The organism is Anaerobacillus sp. MEB173 (genome assembly GCF_052119505.1).
Taxonomy (GTDB): domain Bacteria; phylum Bacillota; class Bacilli; order Bacillales; family JBJMAU01; genus JBJMAU01.
In genome coordinates, this window is the sequence record NZ_JBJMAU010000001.1 from 415,177 (window position 1) to 435,675 (window position 20,499).

Annotated in this window: 16 protein-coding genes, 1 tRNA gene and 1 pseudogene; 5 read left to right on the forward strand and 13 right to left on the reverse strand. The window is 34.9% G+C overall.

Annotated elements, in window-relative coordinates:
• Positions 1–4: 4 nt before the first annotated feature.
• Together phnD and ACJ2A9_RS02135 are read right to left on the reverse strand one after the other, a co-directional pair.
• A complete protein-coding gene (gene phnD, locus ACJ2A9_RS02130) occupies positions 5–958 on the reverse strand; it encodes a phosphate/phosphite/phosphonate ABC transporter substrate-binding protein (protein WP_441419952.1) in 954 nt (317 codons plus the stop codon).
• Between the two features lie 5 nt (positions 959–963).
• Positions 964–2,004 (reverse strand): glycosyltransferase family 4 protein, encoded by a 1,041-nt coding sequence (locus tag ACJ2A9_RS02135; protein WP_441419953.1) that lies wholly within the window; start codon positions 2,002–2,004, stop codon positions 964–966.
• Positions 2,005–2,366: 362 nt separating this feature from the next.
• Between ACJ2A9_RS02135 and citZ the strand changes: the two genes are divergently transcribed.
• Complete coding sequence (gene citZ / locus ACJ2A9_RS02140; RefSeq protein ID WP_441419954.1) at positions 2,367–3,482, forward strand: citrate synthase; 1,116 nt, start codon at positions 2,367–2,369, stop codon at positions 3,480–3,482.
• Positions 3,483–3,534: 52 nt separating this feature from the next.
• Here citZ and ACJ2A9_RS02145 read toward each other — a convergent pair whose 3' ends face one another.
• The 3 genes from ACJ2A9_RS02145 to ACJ2A9_RS02155 form a co-directional block, all read right to left on the reverse strand.
• Positions 3,535–4,419 (reverse strand): selenium metabolism-associated LysR family transcriptional regulator, encoded by an 885-nt coding sequence (locus tag ACJ2A9_RS02145; RefSeq protein WP_441419955.1) that lies wholly within the window; start codon positions 4,417–4,419, stop codon positions 3,535–3,537.
• A gap of 43 nt (positions 4,420–4,462) precedes the next feature.
• Positions 4,463–5,866, reverse strand: a complete 1,404-nt coding sequence (gene selA / locus ACJ2A9_RS02150; RefSeq protein ID WP_441419956.1) for an L-seryl-tRNA(Sec) selenium transferase — start codon at positions 5,864–5,866, stop codon at positions 4,463–4,465.
• Positions 5,867–5,936: 70 nt separating this feature from the next.
• Positions 5,937–8,036, reverse strand: coding sequence for an ATP-binding protein (locus tag ACJ2A9_RS02155; RefSeq protein ID WP_441419957.1), 2,100 nt, complete (start codon positions 8,034–8,036; stop codon positions 5,937–5,939).
• A 196-nt stretch (positions 8,037–8,232) separates the two neighbouring features.
• On the opposite strand from ACJ2A9_RS02155, the gene ACJ2A9_RS02160 reads away from it, so the two are divergent.
• Positions 8,233–8,329, forward strand: a tRNA-Sec gene (locus ACJ2A9_RS02160).
• 276 nt (positions 8,330–8,605) lie between these two features.
• On the opposite strand, the gene ACJ2A9_RS02165 is transcribed toward ACJ2A9_RS02160, so the two are convergent.
• The 3 genes from ACJ2A9_RS02165 to ACJ2A9_RS02175 form a co-directional block, all read right to left on the reverse strand.
• Entirely contained in the window at positions 8,606–10,138 is a 1,533-nt protein-coding gene (locus tag ACJ2A9_RS02165) for a multicopper oxidase family protein (RefSeq protein ID WP_441419958.1), read from the reverse strand.
• Positions 10,139–10,289: 151 nt separating this feature from the next.
• Positions 10,290–11,186: a sensor histidine kinase gene (locus ACJ2A9_RS02170; RefSeq protein WP_441419959.1), complete on the reverse strand. Its 897-nt coding sequence runs from the start codon at positions 11,184–11,186 to the stop codon at positions 10,290–10,292.
• A gap of 280 nt (positions 11,187–11,466) precedes the next feature.
• On the reverse strand, positions 11,467–12,159 hold the full coding sequence (locus tag ACJ2A9_RS02175; protein ID WP_441419960.1) for a response regulator transcription factor: 693 nt from the start codon (positions 12,157–12,159) through the stop codon (positions 11,467–11,469).
• Positions 12,160–12,384: 225 nt separating this feature from the next.
• Between ACJ2A9_RS02175 and ACJ2A9_RS02180 the strand changes: the two genes are divergently transcribed.
• A complete protein-coding gene (locus tag ACJ2A9_RS02180; protein ID WP_441419961.1) occupies positions 12,385–12,693 on the forward strand; it encodes a hypothetical protein in 309 nt (102 codons plus the stop codon).
• 424 nt (positions 12,694–13,117) lie between these two features.
• On the opposite strand, the gene ACJ2A9_RS02185 is transcribed toward ACJ2A9_RS02180, so the two are convergent.
• Complete coding sequence (locus tag ACJ2A9_RS02185; protein ID WP_441419962.1) at positions 13,118–14,422, reverse strand: cell wall-binding repeat-containing protein; 1,305 nt, start codon at positions 14,420–14,422, stop codon at positions 13,118–13,120.
• Between the two features lie 189 nt (positions 14,423–14,611).
• Here ACJ2A9_RS02185 and ACJ2A9_RS02190 point away from each other — a divergent pair, with 189 nt between their 5' ends.
• The gene (locus ACJ2A9_RS02190) at positions 14,612–15,478 is read left to right on the forward strand and encodes a cupredoxin domain-containing protein (protein WP_441419963.1); all 867 of its coding nucleotides are present in this window, start codon (positions 14,612–14,614) and stop codon (positions 15,476–15,478) included.
• 71 nt (positions 15,479–15,549) lie between these two features.
• Here ACJ2A9_RS02190 and ACJ2A9_RS02195 read toward each other — a convergent pair whose 3' ends face one another.
• The 4 genes and pseudogenes from ACJ2A9_RS02195 to ACJ2A9_RS02210 form a co-directional block, all read right to left on the reverse strand.
• On the reverse strand, positions 15,550–16,563 hold the full coding sequence (locus tag ACJ2A9_RS02195; protein WP_441419964.1) for a F510_1955 family glycosylhydrolase: 1,014 nt from the start codon (positions 16,561–16,563) through the stop codon (positions 15,550–15,552).
• Between the two features lie 119 nt (positions 16,564–16,682).
• Positions 16,683–17,288 carry a class I SAM-dependent methyltransferase gene (locus ACJ2A9_RS02200; RefSeq protein ID WP_441420385.1) on the reverse strand — a complete coding sequence of 202 codons (606 nt, stop codon included), beginning with the start codon at positions 17,286–17,288 and terminating at the stop codon, positions 16,683–16,685.
• A gap of 467 nt (positions 17,289–17,755) precedes the next feature.
• Positions 17,756–18,610 (reverse strand): annotated as a pseudogene (locus tag ACJ2A9_RS02205) (D-alanyl-D-alanine carboxypeptidase family protein).
• Positions 18,611–18,630: 20 nt separating this feature from the next.
• Complete coding sequence (locus tag ACJ2A9_RS02210; RefSeq protein ID WP_441419965.1) at positions 18,631–19,179, reverse strand: TVP38/TMEM64 family protein; 549 nt, start codon at positions 19,177–19,179, stop codon at positions 18,631–18,633.
• Between the two features lie 243 nt (positions 19,180–19,422).
• Here ACJ2A9_RS02210 and ACJ2A9_RS02215 point away from each other — a divergent pair, with 243 nt between their 5' ends.
• Positions 19,423–20,469: a C39 family peptidase gene (locus tag ACJ2A9_RS02215; RefSeq protein ID WP_441419966.1), complete on the forward strand. Its 1,047-nt coding sequence runs from the start codon at positions 19,423–19,425 to the stop codon at positions 20,467–20,469.
• The last annotated feature ends 30 nt before the right edge of the window (positions 20,470–20,499 follow it).

A 20,499-nucleotide genomic window follows, 5' to 3' on the forward strand; every position in this document is an offset into this window, starting at 1 on the left:
CTCTCTACTCCTCTAAAAGTCCAATTTCTCTAGCCGCTTGAACAGCCTCCACAATTGCACTGTATTCTTCATCACTTGTAGCAATAAATGCAGATGCACCACCGAAAATTGTTAAAATTTCTTCATCGTCAATATTTTCAAACGCTTCTTGTACTAATGCAATTGTTGATTCATCCATATCGCCAGGAACTACCCACGGATATTGGTATAGCTGATCTGATTCCCAAATAATTTTAAATTGATCACCGTCAATTGAACCTTCTTTAATTAATGCCTGAAAAATTGCACTATCAATTGCTCCAGCATCTACTTGTTTATTTTGTACAGATTGCGCTGTAATATCATGTGATCCTGTATATGTGATCGTCTGAAAATCTGTATCGTCAACTGTTCTAAATACCCCACGTTGATAAAGTTCAACACTTGGAATAACTGAACCAGATGTTGATGACATGCTTCCGAATGCGAAATCAACTTCACTTGAATCCGCAAGTAACTCTTCTAGAGTTTCCCATTCAGCGTCGACGTGCGTAATAATATAGGAATAATAATACGGTTCACCGTCAATAAGTTGTGTTGCAACTGCCTTTGCACCACTTTGTTCATGAGCCAACACATACGTAACAGGACCAAGGTACGCCAAATCAATATGGCTGTAATTAATTGCTTCGACAACCGCATTGTAAGAAGGGTAATATTCTACCTCTACTTCACGATTTAGTTTTTCCGATAATTCAGCTTCTAAATTATTTATACCTGTTTCCATTTCACCGATTGATTGTGATGGAATAACAGCGACTTTAAAAACTCCCTCTGCTTCTGTTGCCTGTTCTTCATTTTCTGCTTCTGTTTCTCCTGTTTCTTCTGTTTGTTCCACTTCTTCTACTTCATCAGTCCCTCCAGCTCCACAACCAGCTAAAAAGAGTGCTGTAAGGATCATTAATAACCATTTTTTCATCGTATTCACCCCGTACAATTTTTATAAATTTTTAGATACGTCTTAATTTCTTGTTCAATATGATGTTCTTTTGCTATATAATCTTTAGCATTCTTTGTAATCTTATCTTGCAAACTCTTTGATCGCAGTACTTTTGTTGCCTGCTCTAAAAATTGGCTAGGATCATCAAAAAGAAAGCCTGTTTTTCCGTGCTGTATTACACTTTCATTCCCACCATTCCGTCTTGCAAACACCACTTTACCCAGACTCATCGCTTCCAAAATTGCTGCTGGCTGCCCTTCAGAAATCGATGTATTAACAACAAAATCTGCTGCCTCATAAGTACCTTTCATTTGTGATAAAGGCACTTCATTCACATATGTAAGCCATGGAGAGCTTTGACAAGCTTTTAACACGTCATCTAAGATTTCTTTTTCAATCACAGCCCCGACAATAACGAATTGCAATTGATTGTGTTCTTCCTTTAGTTGGTCTAGTGCTGAACGAAGAAAAAGAACATCTTTTACTTTTCGTAATCCTGCTGGTAATAAAAATCGTGGTGATGACATCTCAGTAAATACCGTCGATGCTTCACAATCATCCTTTGGCGGAAACCAAATACTTTGCGGAACAACGTGTAATTTCTTTTGATCCAATGCAAAAACTGAGCCAACTTTATCACGACCATCCTCACTAAAAACAGTTATAGCACAGGCATTCTCAACTAAGTTCTTCATACGGGAAACAAGATCAGATTGAAAAATATCATGATTCACATCTGTTCCCCCAGAGGTTAACACATATTTTTTATCTAAAAAGAAGTTATTCTTTTCTTGCCAGGCAGCAAAGCGCCGGAAATGTAAAATATGATACAGTGAACAGCCGGTAAGCCGCTCTTCATCAGCTTTTGTCCATTGTTTTTCTTCGTATGAAAAAACTTCAACTTCAATTCCTACTCCCCTGAGACCAGTAATAATTCTCTTAGCCGTCGTTGCATTACCTCTGTTCTGTTCAAAATAAGGGGTAAAAAAGGCAATTTTAAGCCCGTAATTCGTTTTTTCCTGCATTATTTTTCCACCCATTCTAAAAGCTTAGTTTACAAGTATACTTTTATAACTTTACTCTTTCTAAGCTTTTAGATGCAAGCAAAATCCCATCTATCACGAGTCTTTTCCTCATTTTTCAACAAATCCTATAAATATTTCCCTCCTCCCCTGAATCTACTCCATATTCGCATAAAAAAAACGAAATTGAACGATAAGATTTAATTATAAAACGAATCATACCGTGGATTAAAAGAAATGTAAATAAATTTATACTGAAAATAAAATTATAATTTTCCGAATTGTTTTATAATCATGATTATGATATAATCTAGATTAACTAGATCTGATTGTGAAAATAATCATTAAAAAAAGGGGAGATTAAAATGACAATGACTAAAGGATTAGAAGGGATTGTTGCAACATCTTCAAGCGTCAGCTCAATTATTGATGGTGTTTTAACTTATCAAGGATATAACATTGATGATTTAGCAAACAATGCAAACTTTGAGGAAGTGATCTACTTATTGTGGAATGGATGTCTGCCTAATGTACAGGAATTAGAGCACCTACAACAAGAACTGCGTATTCATGCTTCAATCCCACAACAAATAATCGAAATCATGAAAGCGCTTCCCCTGAATAAAGTACACCCAATGGCTGCTTTACGCTCTGTTATTTCAAGTTTAGCCCTTTATGACGATGAAGCAGATCTATTAACCGAAGAAAGTAATATGAGAAAAGCGATTCGACTCCAAGCTCAAATTTCCACAATTATTGCTGCATTTTCAAGAATTCGCGAAGGAAAAGAGCCAATTCCACCAAGAAAGGATTTAGGAATTGCAGCGAACTTTCTCTATATGCTAACTGGACATGAGCCTGATCAGATTTCAATTAACGCACTCGACAAAGCGCTCGTCCTCCATGCTGATCACGAGTTAAATGCCTCCACATTCACGGCGCGTGTATGTGTTGCAACCTTATCAGATTTGTATTCTGGGGTAACTGCTGCAATCGGAGCATTGAAAGGGCCATTGCATGGCGGGGCGAACGAAGCGGTTATGTCCATGCTAAAGGACATTGATCAAATTGAAAATGTACAACCATATCTTGAAAGAGCCTTTTCCAATAAACAAAAAATTATGGGCTTTGGACACCGTGTTTATAAAGATGGTGACCCTCGTGCCAAACATTTGCGTGAGATGGCCAAACAATTAACAGCAATCACCGGGGAGCACAAATGGTATGAAATGTCACTTTTAATTGAAGATATTGTAACAAGACAAAAAGGCATTTTACCTAATGTCGATTTTTACTCTGCGACTGTATATCATAGTCTCGGGATTCAACACGATCTCTTCACCCCTATTTTCGCCATAAGCCGTACATCAGGCTGGATTGCCCATATTTTAGAGCAATATCGTAACAACCGGCTTATCCGCCCAAGGGCAGAGTATGTTGGACCAACGAAGCAAATCTTTATCCCGATCGAAAGGCGATAAAACAAAACAAACTACCTTTTATCATTGAAGGTAGTTTGTTTATTATTTACGTTTAGTTCTCTGCATTCTCTTTAATATAAGAGATAAACGATGCAACAATTGGTTGTTCTACTTGGTCTTTCAAGCATGACACATAAAATGTTCGACCTGCACAAAAATCTTTAATCAGAACTTCCTGTACACGTTCAAATTGTACAGCCCGCTTTGCCGCTAACGAAGAGATCGCTGAAATTCCTAACCCTGCTTCTACTGCAGCAATCACCGCTTCTGTACTGCCCATTTGTCCAGCAATTTTAAACATATCAATATGGTACCCTGATTTAGTGATGTTTTCCTCCCAAACCCTCCTCGTACTGGAGTTTGGTTCCCGAATGATCCAATCTAATTTAATCAACTCCTGCAATGTAACTGAATCGGTTAAGTCCCAATCGAGAGGAGCAATAATTGTTAATTCATCATTTAAAAGAGGAAACGAGACGATTTTCGGGTGCTCCTCGGGTTTGCCTGTTACTGTCACATCGACTGTATGGTTTAGAAGCCATTTAATCACCTCTTGGCTCCCGGAAATACACATTTGAATACTTACATCCGGGAACCTGGTTCGATAGTTTCTAATTATCGCAGGTAAGAAATATTCAGATGGAATCGTACTTGCTCCAAGTGAAAGCTTCCCTGAAGCCTCTTGACCAAGCAAATCATTTTCTAGATTGTCCCACAACTTTAATATAATTTGACTTTGTTTATAAACAACCTCACCTTGTGAAGTTAGTTGGATCCCTTCAGAGTCCCGATTTAATAATTTTTTCTGAAAATGGGATTCAAGCAACTGGATTCGTTGGGTAATTGCAGGCTGGGAAACAGATAATAAATGAGCAGCCTCTTTATAGCTTTTTGTTTGGACGACCTTTACGAACGCTCGTAAATGATTTAAATTCATTCTCCCACCCTCTCACGATCTTCAACCATTAAAAAGCAATGATTTATTGTACCTCGGTTAGTCGTTGTACAATAAGTCCACTCTCTTCTTCTGACACTGTACGAAAATCAATCATTAATTGATCTTCTTTCATCCGAGTAATAACTACCGGATCACCAAGACGCAGATGATCGAATAGCTTTTGGGTGCTTAATTGCTTGTGCTTAATTGTAACGACAACTGTTGGAATTTCTACTGTCGGCATTGTTCCGCCCCCAATTTGAGACGTATCCTCTTTTATTTCACAATCAAAATCACCGCTATGATCACGTAACAACGCATGAAAAGCTGACGCTCTAGCCCGTACTTCTTCAACGGTCAACAGGATATCACGTACAGTCGGAATCGAATGAAGTTCATCAGTGCCATGCTCATACGCTCCAATTGTAGCTTCAAGTGCTGCTAATGTCATTTTATCAACACGTAACACCCGTGCTAGCTGGTGCTTCTTTAGTTTAGCTACTAATTCTTTTTTTCCAGCAATAATCCCTGCTTGTGGCCCGCCAAGTAATTTATCGCCACTAAATGAAACAAGATCAACACCCATCTTTAACACTTCGGAAACAACCGGCTCGTCGCCAATCCCATGCCTTGAAAAATCATAAAGTGCACCACTGCCAAGGTCCTCGTAAAAAATAAGGTTATTCTTAGCCGAAAATTGTGCTAATTCTTTTGTATCAACTTCAGCAGTAAAACCAACGGTTTTAAAATTACTCGTATGAACCTTTAAAATCATTGCCGTCTCTTCATTTGCTGCTCTCTCGTAATCATATAAATGTGTTTTATTCGTCGTCCCTACCTCAACAAGTTTAGCACCACTCTCTTCCATGATCGAGGATACGCGAAATGATCCGCCAATTTCAACAAGCTGTCCTCGTGAGACAATCACTTCTTTATCCTGGGCAAGAGCACGTAAAATTAAATAAACCGCTGCAGCATTATTATTCACAACCATCGCAGCTTCAGCCCCTGTGACCCTTTTAATTGTTTCTTCAACAATATCATGACGCGATCCTCTTGCGCCTTTAGCAATGTTGTATTCAAGGTTCGAATAGTTTTCTGCTGTGAGAGTAACTTGACGAATCGCTTCTTCGCTAAGCCTTGCTCGACCTAAGTTTGTATGTAATATTGTTCCTGTTCCATTTATCACTTTTCGCAGTTGATATTTTTGGTATCCTTCCGCTTTTTGTTCAATTGCATCAAATATTTTTGTAATAAAAAGAGCTTTTGTCGGCTCTTCACTCTCCCATTCACCTGAAAGAAGCTGATGGCGAATATGCTCAATTTCTGCCTGAACCCATTCTGTTAACGTATGATATGGAATATTTTTTTCTTCGACCATCGCATCGAACCGCTCGTCTGATTGCAAAAGGTGGATTGCTGGTAACTCTCGTAAATATTGTTTCATTTTTTTCTCCCTCACCCATATTAATAGTTGTAATTTTTCCCAATTCAAGTATGGAATATAGCTACATTCTTTAATTTGCTTGCGTTGCCTGGACCGACTTTCTATGTTGTTTCTGGATAACCGGCAGACTAATTTCCACGATTGTCCCCTGGCCTTCATCACTAAAAAATGTCATGCTGCCATTATGCTGTTCAATAATTTTAAAACAGACCATTAAACCAATTCCAGTACCCTTTTCTTTCGTTGAATAAAAAGGCTCTCCAAGTCGATGCAAACGTTCCTTAGGAATTCCGCAGCCATTATCGATCACACGTATACAAACAGTTTCATTATTTACATTATGCATTTCTACTGCAATTCGGCCATTACTACCTGTTGCCTCCATCGCATTTTGTATCAAATTGATAACCACTTGTTTTAATTGGCTTTCGATACAATCAATCCTTGTTCGATCATCCTGAACAACTAAAGTTATGTCTACATTATCTAAAATCGCATTTGTTCGCAATAAATCAGTTACATCTTTTAACGTTTTTGCAAGATTACGTGACTCAAATAAGTTTTCATGATGCGGTTTAGCCAGACTTAAAAACTCTTGAATAATTAGTTCGACCCGGTTGATTTCTGAGACGACGATCGTCATATAGTCCTTATTGACTGAGGTGGACTCATTCATCATTTGCAAAAAACCTTTTACAGATGTTAATGGATTTCGAATTTCGTGAGCAACACCGGCTGCTAATCGGCTTACAACCGAAAGCTTTTCAGATTTTAACATCAGTTCCTCTGTTTTTTTCTTTTCAGTTATATCCTCGACCATCACAAAAAGTGCAATTACCTTACCATTGACAATAGAAGGAATAAGCGTGACGCGCAAATATTTTTTTTCATCAAGATGATTCGTTATTGTCATATCAAAGATTTGTGAATTTCCTTTTAATGCATGAAGATAAATTAATGTAAAGTCGTTTTCCGTTTTTAAAGACTTTAATAATGTAAACCAATTGTTATCAATGATTTGTTTTTGAGGCAAAGCTAACAATCTTTCACATTCTTTATTCGTTGTTAAAATATTCCCCTGTCTATCAATCGAAAAAATGGCATTTGGGTGGTGATCAATTAACGATTTATATTTCTTTTCGCTTTCTAGTAATTTATTTTTTGTTTTTTCCAATTCCTTTGTTTTCTGCGTAATTTTGTTTAACAACTCATCATTTTCTTTTAACGTAATAACCTGTCTTATTACAATTAAAGCAAGGACAAATGCTCCGCCTACGAAAAGGTTTGTCAGTTCATCCTTATTGATAAACAGTAAGAATAGGAATATGAAAAGTCCAATATAAGGAATCACAATTCGGCGTAGCCCTGTTGTTCCAAACGGAGAATATAAAACGTCCTTTCCAGTTTTTATGGAAACACGGTCATATAAACTGGAAATTGCGATTAAAAGCAGACAAATATTCCATATCGGCGTTAACAACGAAAAATGCTGATAGCTTGAATATATGGACTGCGCTAAATAAACAAAATCACTTACAATATAAATAAACAATCCAATGATATTTAAGTAGATAACTGAAGCTGGGAAAATTGGCTTCGAAGAGAAATAGACTAACACAATCCCCAACAGTAAGCCTAAATGGGCAATTGGATAGGCTAATGTAAGAACACTATCAAACGTGATCAAACTTTCATTTTTAATTAATATAGGCTTAAAAAAATAGACCCAACAAACTGTTGTGACGACGGTTATAATGATAAAAGCATCAAAAAACAATTGAATATTTTTTAATAGTTGTCCCTTCCAAAACAAAGACACTCGGTAGATCAATGCTACTGCATAGAGTAATACAAAGATAATGTAAAAAAAATCAGCAAACCCCGGAAACGTATACTTAGCACCCAAAAAAGAAAGATAATATCTCCAGATGATTTCAGCAATCAAGTAACTAAAAAATGCACAAAGAATGAGAAACCAAAACTTCTTTTCCATCTCATTCCTTTTCGTTTGAATCGCCAGCATAATCACAGCTATCGCCATAACAGGTCCGATAATCCCTATCACCCCGCCCCACCGCAGTGAGTCCAAACTTCCATTACTAGTCATAATCCAAAAATAATAGATGATGGAATAGACAATACAAATAGAGATGACAAGCTTTTTATTCATTTCAGCTGAAAACCTCATGCTTACCACTAACCCTTCACGAATAATAATCATGATTATAAAATTAACTTTGATTATTATTATATCCCACTCTTTATTTATATACAATTCTGAATATTGTATATTTTTGCAGTCAATCTATTATTTTAACTTGAAAAAATAGTTTTAGTTAGTATATAATAGAATTAGATTAGTTCATGGGGTTGGTTGCGTAACTGGTGTTTGCCGAGGTCTTCAAAACCTTATGGGAGGCGCGTGCCGTCTTCGGTGGGTTCGATTCCCACACAGTCCCGCCAAATAATACATATCAAGGGGTTCGGTACTTAACATTCCTTAATAGGAAAGTTAAGACCGGCTCTTTTTTTATGAAGTGGTGCCCAAATTCGTGCCGAAACTGGATTATCTTTTATTTTAACTTTTTTCCTTAGAGTCTATTCCCCTCTGTCATATTACTTTAATGTGAAAATTTAAGATACAATCAATAATAAAAAACTTCTTTAATAAGGTGCTTGTTCTATATACTACCATTTCTACTTTGTACAAAGATCAAGCACCTCTATTGTAGCCTTTTGTTATTCTGGTTGATTTGGAGTATTAGGATCTGGAGTGAACTTAGGTTTATATCCTTGATACTTCATCTCTGCTACCATTCCTCCACCAGCATGATGTAATTCGTGGCAGTGAAATAACCAATTCCCAGGATTATTTGCTTTAAAAACAATTTCATAGGTTTCATCTGGTCTAACATTTAAAGTGTCTTTTAAAATTGGGGATCCTTGAATCATTGTTCCATTTCTTGACACGACATAGAAAATCTCTCTATGTAAATGCATTGGATGATCAACATCTGTTTTGTTTATAATTGCAAACTTTACAACATCTCCCTCTTCAACCTCATATATTTCATGCTTTGGAAACTGCTTTCCATTGATTCCAAATGACTCACCACCGTCGTTTGTTCCTAACAACATCTCATATTCTTTCGTTATTTCTCCTAAATCAATTTTCTTCGATTTCCCATACGTTGTAAAATCAAAATATGATGTTGCTTTAACAGTTTGTAATTCTTGATTTTCATAGCCTTTATACACTAATGGAATCAATATATCCAAATTATCTTTATTCGCTTCGGCAAATACTTGTATCCCCCATGATCCAGGTTGATTTAAGTCAATTTCGACATCATAACGTTCACCAGGCCCAATACGAAATGACTCTTCTGTAAGGAAAGTTGGTTCATTTAATAGTTGCCCATCTAAATGAGTTATTTTAAATGAATGTTCTGGAATAATCACTACCTGTGTAAATAATCCAGCATTTAAGAACCGAAGTTTAATCTTATCTCCCTCAGTAACAACAATCGTTTCAACATCAGGTTCAGCTTTTCCATTTATAACTATTGTATCGTACATTACATTCATCGTTTCTGTATGTGCTGCTTCTTCATCCATGTCCATAACATGGACACCCATTTCCATATTCTGATCCATATTCATTCGAGTATGATCAACTTCCATGTTCATTGGCATATCTAGCATCATCGTAGAAAATTCATCAATCACAATGACTTCATCCAAATCATATGTTGGGCCATTTTTAGGTTCAACAATAAACACACCATATAGACCATTCCCTATTTGCTCGGCACCATTCTGGTGGGAATGGTACCAATAAGTCCCAGGAACATCAGCAGTATACTCATAGGAGAATTCCTCACCTGGCATTATTGCATTTTGTGTCACACCCGGTACTCCATCCATTTCATTAGAAACAGGGAAACCATGTAAATGTAATACAGTTGGAGTTGAAAGAGAGTTTTTCACATTTAAAACAACCTTTTCACCTTCTTGAACACGAATTTCATTTCCAGGTAATGTTCCGTTAAATGTCCATGCAATAAAATTTAATTTTACATTTAACATCCAATGCGTTTTCATTGCTTCAATAGAAAACTCTTTTACATTACCATCTACACTTACATTCTCAATCATAGTTTCATCATTTTTCTGATCTAGCGATACTTCTGTTTCAGTCTCATTACTACATGCACCAACGACAATTAACAGCAAAAGTGAAATTCCCAGCAAAATAAGTTTTCTTTTCATAATCCTTCACTCCTGTTTACCTTGCTTTTTGGCACGTTCCCGACCTTCGGAAAAATTCAGCCGAAAAAAGTTTATGTGGGTATCCGCTCTGTTTTTTTATGGATTTTATAATGCCTAATGTGAATGGTCGCCAAAATCTATCAAAAAACTCTCATAAAACTATCAGGTTTTCATGCTCTTCTTCATGGCCATGTGCATCTTCTTCCTCGTCACCATGACCATGACCACCGGGAGGATTAATTATTAACCAAACTAAATTTGTTTCTTTGTTTACTTCTACGTTATATGCTTTTCCATCTAATTGAACGACTTCTTGTCTACCTTCAGGATAATATATTACTGACAAGGTTTGGTCTTGTTCATTACCAACTGCAACAATATACTCCTCTTCAGCTACCTCTGCTTCAACATCCTCTTCCTCAACTACTTGCTCTTCTAGTCCTAGACCACTTCCCCCGCTAGTACTTGAACGGGACTTATCAACCCGATAGAAACGCTCCCAAATATAAGGGAGATCTTCACTCGGAATTCCTCGTCCTGTATCACTGATCTCAATCATATTCTCGTGGTCATTTTCATATAATTTCAATGTAACTTTTCCGCCTTTAGCTGTATATCGTATACTATTTTCAATGAGATTAATAATCGCCTGCCCCATACGGTGTTGGTCAATAGTCAGCACCATGTCATCAATTCCAATAATTTCATATGTTAACAAATTTTGGTCAAACATGAGTTGTCCGCTTTCTAAAATTGAGCTTAGCCACGGAACTGCTTTTATCGTTTCTAATTCGATTCTTACTTGAATTTCTTCTAACTTCGTTAACTGGAATAGATCCCTTACTAAATGCTCCATTCTACTTGCTTCTTGATAAATAACCTCTATATTCCGTTGCCAATCCTTTTTATCAATATGATTAGTATCTCTCATAATTGCTGAATACCCTTTAATATAAGTGATTGGCGTTCTAAGATCATGTGATATATGTGAGATAAATTGCTGTCTTGAATCACGGTATTCTTTTAATTGTTTTGCCATTTTTGCCATTGAAGTAATATCATTGGCAAGCTGTCCAACCTCATCATTCCCCTTTATGTTTGGTGTAATGTCAAAATCTCCTTTCGCAATTTACAATATCCAATCATTGATTATATTAATACAGGGATCGATTTTCATATTCCTCATATTAAAAAATCATCATGCTGATAACAAGAATTAATAAACAAACGATAATCATCGTAATCTTTGTTGATAATCGTTTCTTCATAACAGACACTCCTTAGACGATTAATATTTATGTATAAAGAAGAATTAACAATTTTACTTGTCAATTCTCCTCCTCTACCATTTGATAACCAATACCCCAAACGGTTTCAATAATCATTTTTGTAAAATCAACTTGCTTTAATTTTTCTCGTATATTTTTAATATGTGCATCAACCGTCCGTGTATCACCACCATAATGATCGTCCCACTCCAATTCTAATAAATGCTCACGACTGTACACTCGTCCTAAATTAGATGCTAATCGGGTCAGCAAATTGAATTCTTTTTTCGTAAGGGGAATAGTCATTCCTTGATACATTACTTTCATTTGTTCTAGATCGAATTGTAGATCATGGACTCCGAATTGTTCCTTTTTTGTATCTCGGTTCGATCTTCTTAATACAGATTCAATCCTAGCTACAAGTTCACGAGGTTCAAAAGGTTTTACGATATAGTCATCAGCACCAGTTTGCAACCCTTCAACCACTTTTTCCGACTCACCTAAAGCAGTCAATAATATCACAGGTAACTCCTCATCTATAGCTTCACGAATTTTATTCAGAACTTCAAACCCATCAACAGTCGGCATCATAATATCTAAGATTACTAAATCATATGAACGGTCCATTATTTTTTGTAGAGCATCATAGCCTGAAACCGCCTCTTCTACAACATAACCATGGGGCTTTAAACATATCGATAATAAGTTTCTCATTTCTATTTCATCATCAACAATTAAAATTCTCTTCTCCATTGTCGTTACCTCCATCAAACCAATTAATTAGTAATTGCCATAATACTTGACCCTTTCTCGCACTATTTTTAGCTTTCTTTGTGTAAAAAGTATGTAGAAACAATGAAATTAATATGCCTCCTAGCATATAACTTTTACGTGTTCAAAACATATCTATATATTCTTCATATTTTTTTCATAACTCATAGTTAAAATAAACATAGAAATTAAGAAAGGAGATAGAATATGAGTAAGTTTAAAAAGAGAATAATCGCGTTATTAGCTACTGGTCTTATACTAGGGATTGGGACTAGTGCAATCGCATCCTCTGATACAGAGGTTTTTGACGACTTTTCATTTGAAAAAATGCTTCCATTTATGAAACAAATGCACCCGGATATGGACGAAGGCCAATTAGAGGAAATGTATGAAAATTGTCACGGAGAAAATGGAATGATGAAACAAGTGCCTAGTGAACAAAAAGAACAAATGATGGAACGCATGATGAAAAATGAAGGAACACAACTACATCAACAAATGATGAATCAACTATAATCACCTAATAGCCTTAGATTAATGACCCCCTTATTAATATAGTGAAAAGCAGGACACTGTATATCAGTGCCTGCTTAATTTGTATTTCATTTTAAATATGAAAAATGATTAAAAAAATACCAGCAAACCGTTGCGTCCATTGTCCAATTTTTCTACCACGTTTCATAAATGTATCACTCAGTCCAAAAGTCCAAATAAGATACATTGCTAGAAATAACGGAATTGATGTACCGATAGACAAAATATGTAGAAACTTTGAAATTTTAAGATACAATATTAAAATTGAGTTTATCAACGAATTTAGGAAGGAATGTATTTACATAAAAAAAATAAGATGGTATCACTAGTTCTTAGTGTACCACCTACGTTTTTTTCATTTATTCATCTACATATAATTGTTTTTTCTAAAAATATAAAGTTTTAATTAATGTCCTCCATGAGGGTCATCGCCTTTTTCTGAAACGATTTCGAGTTTTTCATCAATCACACCTTGTGTCCGATATGAAATAATATCTTCAGACCCTAATACATAGCCATGATTATATGGTCCTTCTGTAGGTTCATCTTTAAATGTTGGTTTTAAAGATCCAAGGTATTGATACACCTCTGTTGTTAACTCCCCATTCTCTAACAAAACCATAGGGGCATGTTTCCCTAGATGAGCAAATGGTGCTCCAGCAATTGCTAATTCTGGAGTTGTTGTTGAGACAAACACTAACCCATGACCCGGACTGTCAATTCCCCATCCAAAATTTGTTTGCTCATCCTTAAATTTTGCAAATTGAATCGACACCTCTACAGGATTTTCTCCAGTAATCCTTGTTACGTTTCCATACTCTTGTAATTGGTTTACAAGATCTTCAGATATTATTGATTCAGGACCTAATACATATATATTTGCTTCCCCATTGCGTTTTTCTAATGCTTCCTTCGTTGACTCTGGAATATCGCCAGCTGATACATAAAGTAACGGTTCTTCCATATGAGAAATCCAGTTACCAGCTGGAAGTGTATAAGGAATAGCTTTCTCTTCAGATGATCCTATTATTACCCCTTGCGGTACACTTCCTGTAATTTCTGAATATATTTGATCAAGATCTCTGGCAAAAGCGGCTGGATCCTCAGATGTAATCTGCTTCACTTCAAAATCTTGATTTAAACTATTCAATTGATCATCCGCTAATTCACCCATAACCATTATTTGTGTTCCCTCTATGTTTCCTTTTGGTTGTAAACGATGAATTTCATTTATAACAAGGTCATTTAAATTATTCCCTTCAAAAAGTAAAACAGGACCATCATTCGGGTGATGGATTAGGTTTACACTTGCTAAAGCTACTTGCCATTGCCCCTGTGGAGCAAGAATAACTGTACCTGGTTGATTTTCCTTATGTGTGGCAGGCCAAATCGTTTGAGAAACCATAATGGAAAATCTAATCGGATCGTCCTCATTTATACGAGTAATATTTTTTGTGCTTAGGTGCAAAAGGTTATTTGTAGCATTTTCATTAAATTCTTTTGGAGGTTCCTCTGCCCCTTCGACTTGACCGCTCCTCTCTTCCTCACCAGTTTGATTATGATCCATTTCTCCTTCGTCCATTTCCTCCATTTCATGATCAGCCTCATTTATTTCATCAGCACGTTCCTGATCTTGATCTGCACCACAACCAACTAAAGCTCCAATCCATATTATTAACACAAAAAACCTGAGTATATTTTTTCCGTACACTAGCTTTCTTCACTCCTTTGTTATTTTGTAATTTCCTCATTATGTTTTTCATATTTAATTTCTTTCATACGATTCAATAATCAATCCAATCTTTCACTCCATCATTTTATAGCATTTCACTAACAATACTTGTACTTATTAAGTTTATAAAAGCATACATTTAAATAAATATTTAAGGGGGGTCAAGTTATGGATTCCGTCTATGGATTGATCATTACCTACTCGATTATTGTTCTATGGATTTTTAGTTTTACGTTTCTGTATAGAAAACGCATTACTTGTATGGTTGGAATGATGATTGCAATGACAATGGGGATGACAATCGGAATTACATTGGGGACCATCATCGGGATGATCTATCCTGATTACCTTTTTAAAACGACTGTTATTAGTATGTTAATTGGAGGTATTACAGGAGTTATTTTCGGATTGCATATTAGTATTATGGGAGTTCTAGATGGATTATTATCGGGTATTATGGGTGGTATGATGGGTGCCATGTTAGGTACAATGATTACAAGTGAAACCTATAACACTGTTATTAATGTTTTAGGTGTCCTTTCTGCGGGTATATTTTTTATTTTATTTTTGATGATGCAAAGTGAAATAAAAGTTAAAGAAAAAGGATGGAAATATTTCTTTTTTGCAAAACCAATGCCTCTTTTTTTAGTTGTACTCTTTTTTCTTTACATAACAAATCAATATTATTATACCGCACCTCAAGCGGTAAAAGATCACTCCGAACATTTTAATAACAGTACCAGCACTCAATTAAACAGTAACTATTCACCAATAGTCATTGAAGCAAATGAATTTAACTACTCTCTGCAAAACATTGATGTAAAGAAGGGGGAAGTAGTGACTATTATTCTAAAGAATAACGGTAACGTTGACCATGACTTAGAAATTGTTGGTACAAATATTCATCTTCATAGTAAGCCTGGGAAACAAAATTCTACTACATTCTCAATAGAAAAAAACGGTCAATATACCGCTATCTGTACGCTTCCTAATCATCAGGAAAAAGGAATGGCGTTAACCATTACAGTTTTATAAGGTTCAGTTATTAAAAAACGGGCATTGACCTAAATTGGGTCTGCCCGTTCTCTTATTTTGTCTTGTATCAATTATTGAATTTTACCCTCTTTGACTAATAAATTCCACGTATTAGCTGCATCATCAGATTTATATATATGTCCATTAAACGTTGCAAAGACTATTTCTGATTTTTTTTGAGGATTTTGGGCAAGGTACATAACAGCATCTTGATTCATTGTAGGGAGTTCCATTTGTTCCTTAGTTTCATTTTCAAGTGAATACTTTACAAGTACTGGCTCCTTTCCGTATGCACCATACCATAACGTTTCTTCAGAAAAATGGACTGAAGTACCTTGTTGTTTAGTGGTTAGCAAAATAAAATTTTGACCAGCGTCCTTTGATAGGAATACCCCTCTTTGACTTGCAATAGCAACCATATCTCCATTTGTAGGGTGTACAGCAATATTTAGAATGTTTTCCCCTAACTCATCAGCATTTATTTCACTCCAGCTTTGTCCCTTATCCTTTGAAACATATAATCCAAGACCAAGTGTTGAACTTGGCATTTCATTTAATAAATACACCGTATGATTATTAAAACCTACCCCCATGGCATGAAAGTCACTTTCCCCTTCCATCCCTAAATCTTCTAGGGTTTGTCCATTATCAAAACTTCTCTTTAAACCTAAAGGATTTGGCAGATTAACACCAGGCCCTGGATGACCACTTGCATAAAAACCTTGGTTTACGGCATTAAAGCCCATATAGTCATTGTTTAATTCCTTAGTTTTAAACCATTTTCCATTTTCATATACTCTAATCCCATCATGTGCTGCAATGAAAATAGCGTTTTGATTGCCTGCATATCCTAAACCATGAATATGGTCAACTAATCCATCATATGGTTCAAAAAAGTCATGATTGGAGATGCCTTCAGTATGATCATCATTTTGCATACCATCCTCCTGCTGAGTTACTTGATTATCCATAGTAACCTGCTCAATGTTAGTCTCATCTTCTGGTACCGCCGAATTCCCACTGCCGCATGCTGATAATAGAATTGTAAAAGAAAAAGTAGTAGCAATTAATAAACTCTTTTTCAATTTTAAGACCTCCTCTATATATTCATCTATTAAATTAACTTAAATTTAAGAAGAAAATGTGAAAAAACTATAATCTTTTGTAACTCTTTAATGAATAAGTAAATATGTAAACGAGAAAACTATATTTTGTTTGGATGTACCGTAAGTCTTCGGATAATTGTGCTATATAAGGGTTCATTTTCTTCGATGATCAGTCCTGCACTCTCAATATTTGCTGTTGTTCTGCGATTAATATTTGCCCCCCATAACTTTACAGTAAGTGGATTTAATAAGTCCATCAATATGCCGACAATTTCATTTTCACTTCTTACATGGTCTATAAGCAAAATTTTACCATCTGGTTTACAAACTCTTCTCATTTCTTTAAGGCCTTGGATTGGATCTGGAACTGAACAATTAACACATGTAGCGATAACATAGTCAAATGAATTATCTGAAAAATCCATAGATTGTATGTCCATTTCAATAAGGTGCAATTGAAATGGCAAGTTGGTATTATCTCCTTTTTTCCTTGCATACTCTAGCATACCTGGACTAAAATCGATGCCTGTTAAAGTAATTTCCCCTGGATAAAATGTCAAGTTTGCACCTGTACCTATCCCTACTTCTAACACATTTCCATGTAAATCTTGAAGTAGTTCTTTTCGCCATTTCTCCTTTACCATTCGATCCATCACATCATAAATTCTAGACACTCGGTCATATCTCTTTTTTATTTTTTTCAGTTAAGTTAGGATTCATAAGTTTTCTCCTTTATTCTAATTAGTTCTAAAAACCAAAAAAAGAATCTATATAAATAAGTTTAAGTTTGAATACTTTCTCTTTAATTGTAAAATTACTAAAATATAACAGTGGTTAACTAAACTTTTAACTTATCTCAACTGGTTTTATTCTTAAAATACCTATCAAAGATTAGATAGCTTAGGAGCAATAAAAATAATATATACAGAACTATTAGAATCGAAATTACAAGTTTAACTATTTTTATATAAAGTGGTTCCGAAGTAGAAACTTCTTCGTCTCCCTCATCTTTCAATTTACTTAATGACTGTTGAAGGATAATCTCATCATCCTGCCCCTTAACGATTAATTCCCCAGAAGTACTGATTCTTATATCAACGTTTTCACCTAATTTACTAGTAAAACTAATATTATGAGTAAGCAGGAATTCATTATCTTCATCATTAACATATCATTTGTTCTTTGGTATAAAATTAGTTTTGTAATGAGAAAAGCCGTAATCCAGTAACTTTACTGTATCTTCATAAGCATTTTCACTACTCGAGGCCTTTAAAGTAACCACGATCAATTCAGTATTTTCTTGCTTGGCAGAAGTAATTAATGTGTGACCAGACTGATCAACAAAGCCATTTTTCACACCGGATACGCCCTCATAACGCCATAACAATTTATTGTGATTGTATAATGTTGTTTCCCAACCTTCTCCAATCCATTCCATTTCTTTTGTAGCTACAATTTCTCGGAACACCTCATTGTTCATAGCATATTTTGTGATCATAGCCATATCTAAAGCCGTAGTTTCGTGATCTGTATCAAATAACCCATGCGGATTGGTAAAGTTTGAATTAGAAACGTTGACTTTTTCTCCTAGAAATCGATTCATTCGCTTAGCAAATAACTCTTCACTCGAATTCATATGTTCAGCAATTGCAATACCTGCATCATTACCTGAATTAATTAACTAGTCTTGTACAAGCTTTAGTAAAGACACCTGTTCTCCCTCAAGCAAGTAAACACGGGTTCCTTCAACATTTCTTGCATTACTACTAACGGTGACGATATCATCAAGATTACCTTCCTCAATTGCTATGATCCCAGTAACGATTTTTGTTATACTAGCAGGATACATCTGCTTATTTGCTTGTTTTTCATAAAGGATTTCCCCAGTAGTCGCATCTATTACAACTGCCGCTTCACTGTTTAAAAATAATTCTCCCTCGTTATCTGCAATAATCATGATAGGGAATATTAAATTTAACATAGTAAGGAATAAGATCATAAGAAGGTACTTCATTGATTGTTTCATATTAACATGTCCTTTTTTCTTTAAGATTGTTTAACTTTTTTCAAAAATAAATATAGTAAATATAGTCCAAATAATATCAAAATTAGCTTCCCAGTCCACGTCCATTGTGTTACCTGGTAAACTGAATATGCTTCTATGAGTAATGCTGGAATTTTCCCTATGGTACTTGCAATAGCAAAAACTAACAGGGATACTTTTCCCATGGCACTTAAAAGTGTCACGATACCCGAGGGTATAAAAGGAAGCAGTCGTAATGAAAGGATTAAATAAAAGGCGTTCCTACCTTGCACACATAGTAATTTTTGGGTTATGGGATATTTTTCTACTATAGGTACAGTGAATCTCTTAAAACCTTTCCTATATAAGTAAAATGCAATGATAGCACCTAGAGCTTCTCCAACAAAGGATAATAATGTACCATACCAAAATCCAAAGAAAATAAGATTGGCTGCAGTTATAAAAAAGCTTGGTATAATACCAAAGATAGCAACAACTATATTAATAAAAATACTAATAAAAATTGCATATCGTTTATAATCTTCAAAAAAATTAAGTAATAATTCGTCCACAGTTTCTCCCTCGATGTTCACCTATTTTTTTAATGTTATATTGGAAATTTTCTTTTGAAATTAACAAATATTAATTATGAATAAATATTAACTAAAAAGTATGTAATTTCTGTGAAGATTTTTAATATGTAAAAATAACTTTTTTCATCAATCTTCACAATTTATACAAAAAGAAGTGCGATAATCTTGTTAATAATGTTTGAAATCATTATTAATAACTATTTTTAAGTTGGAGGCCTATAGGTGATATTCGCATTATTTATAATTATTTATATAATCATATTTATCCTTAGCTATATTGCATTAACAAAGGTTTTAAAGGTTAACGGACTTTTTAAACAAGGACTTTTTATATTCTTTTACCTGATCTTTCTTTTTAATAGTTTGATTCTCTTTTTTTATTTAAAAGACTCAAATTTTAAACTTGAGTTATCAAAAATACAGGTTTTTTTAGACGAGAAAATTGATTCTCAAATAAATTCGGTTAATGCTTCACTCTCAGAAATACCTAAAGAAAAAGACTTTTTACTTTATGATTCTTTTTTTGTATATAAAGATGAACAAGTTAAGGAAAAATTCCCCTCTTATGCGGAGGCTATTTCATATGCAAAAAAAATACAGGGTGCAGATGTCTTTTATAACGATCTAAATCAACGAGTTTGGTCAAGTAGTATTAAATTACCTATTAAAATTATTTTAGATGCCCCTTTAGTATCGCAATTACCTGAATTGCCCAGAGGTTGTGAAGTAGCGAGTCTTACAATGATGTTAAATTATGCAGGTATATATGAGGCCAATAAAATGCAATTGGCAGAGGAAGTAAGGAAGGATCCAACTCCTTATAGTAAAATAGATGATAAAATATATTTTGGTGATCCAAATGAAGGATTTGTCGGTGATATGTATACATTGGATAACCCTGGTTATGGTGTTTATCATGAACCGATTAAAGAATTAGCTGAACTATATTTGCCAAACAAGGTAATTAACATGACCGGCGTAGAGTTTGATACTGTTTTATACCACATAAGTAACGGAAATCCTGTATGGGTAATCTCAAATGTTACATTTGCGGAATTACCACCTAATGCATTTCAAACTTGGATAACCCCAAACGGAAAAATAGATATTACTTATCGATTGCATGCAGTGTTAGTTACTGGCTTTGACGAAGAGTATGTATATTTTAACGATCCCCTGCAGAATGCAAAGAACAGAAAAACTCTAAGGGAAAATTTTCGTGCAGCTTGGGAACAAATGGGGAAACAAGCAATTACCTATATAAAATAGTATAATCAATAAAAAAATAGGCCTAAACCC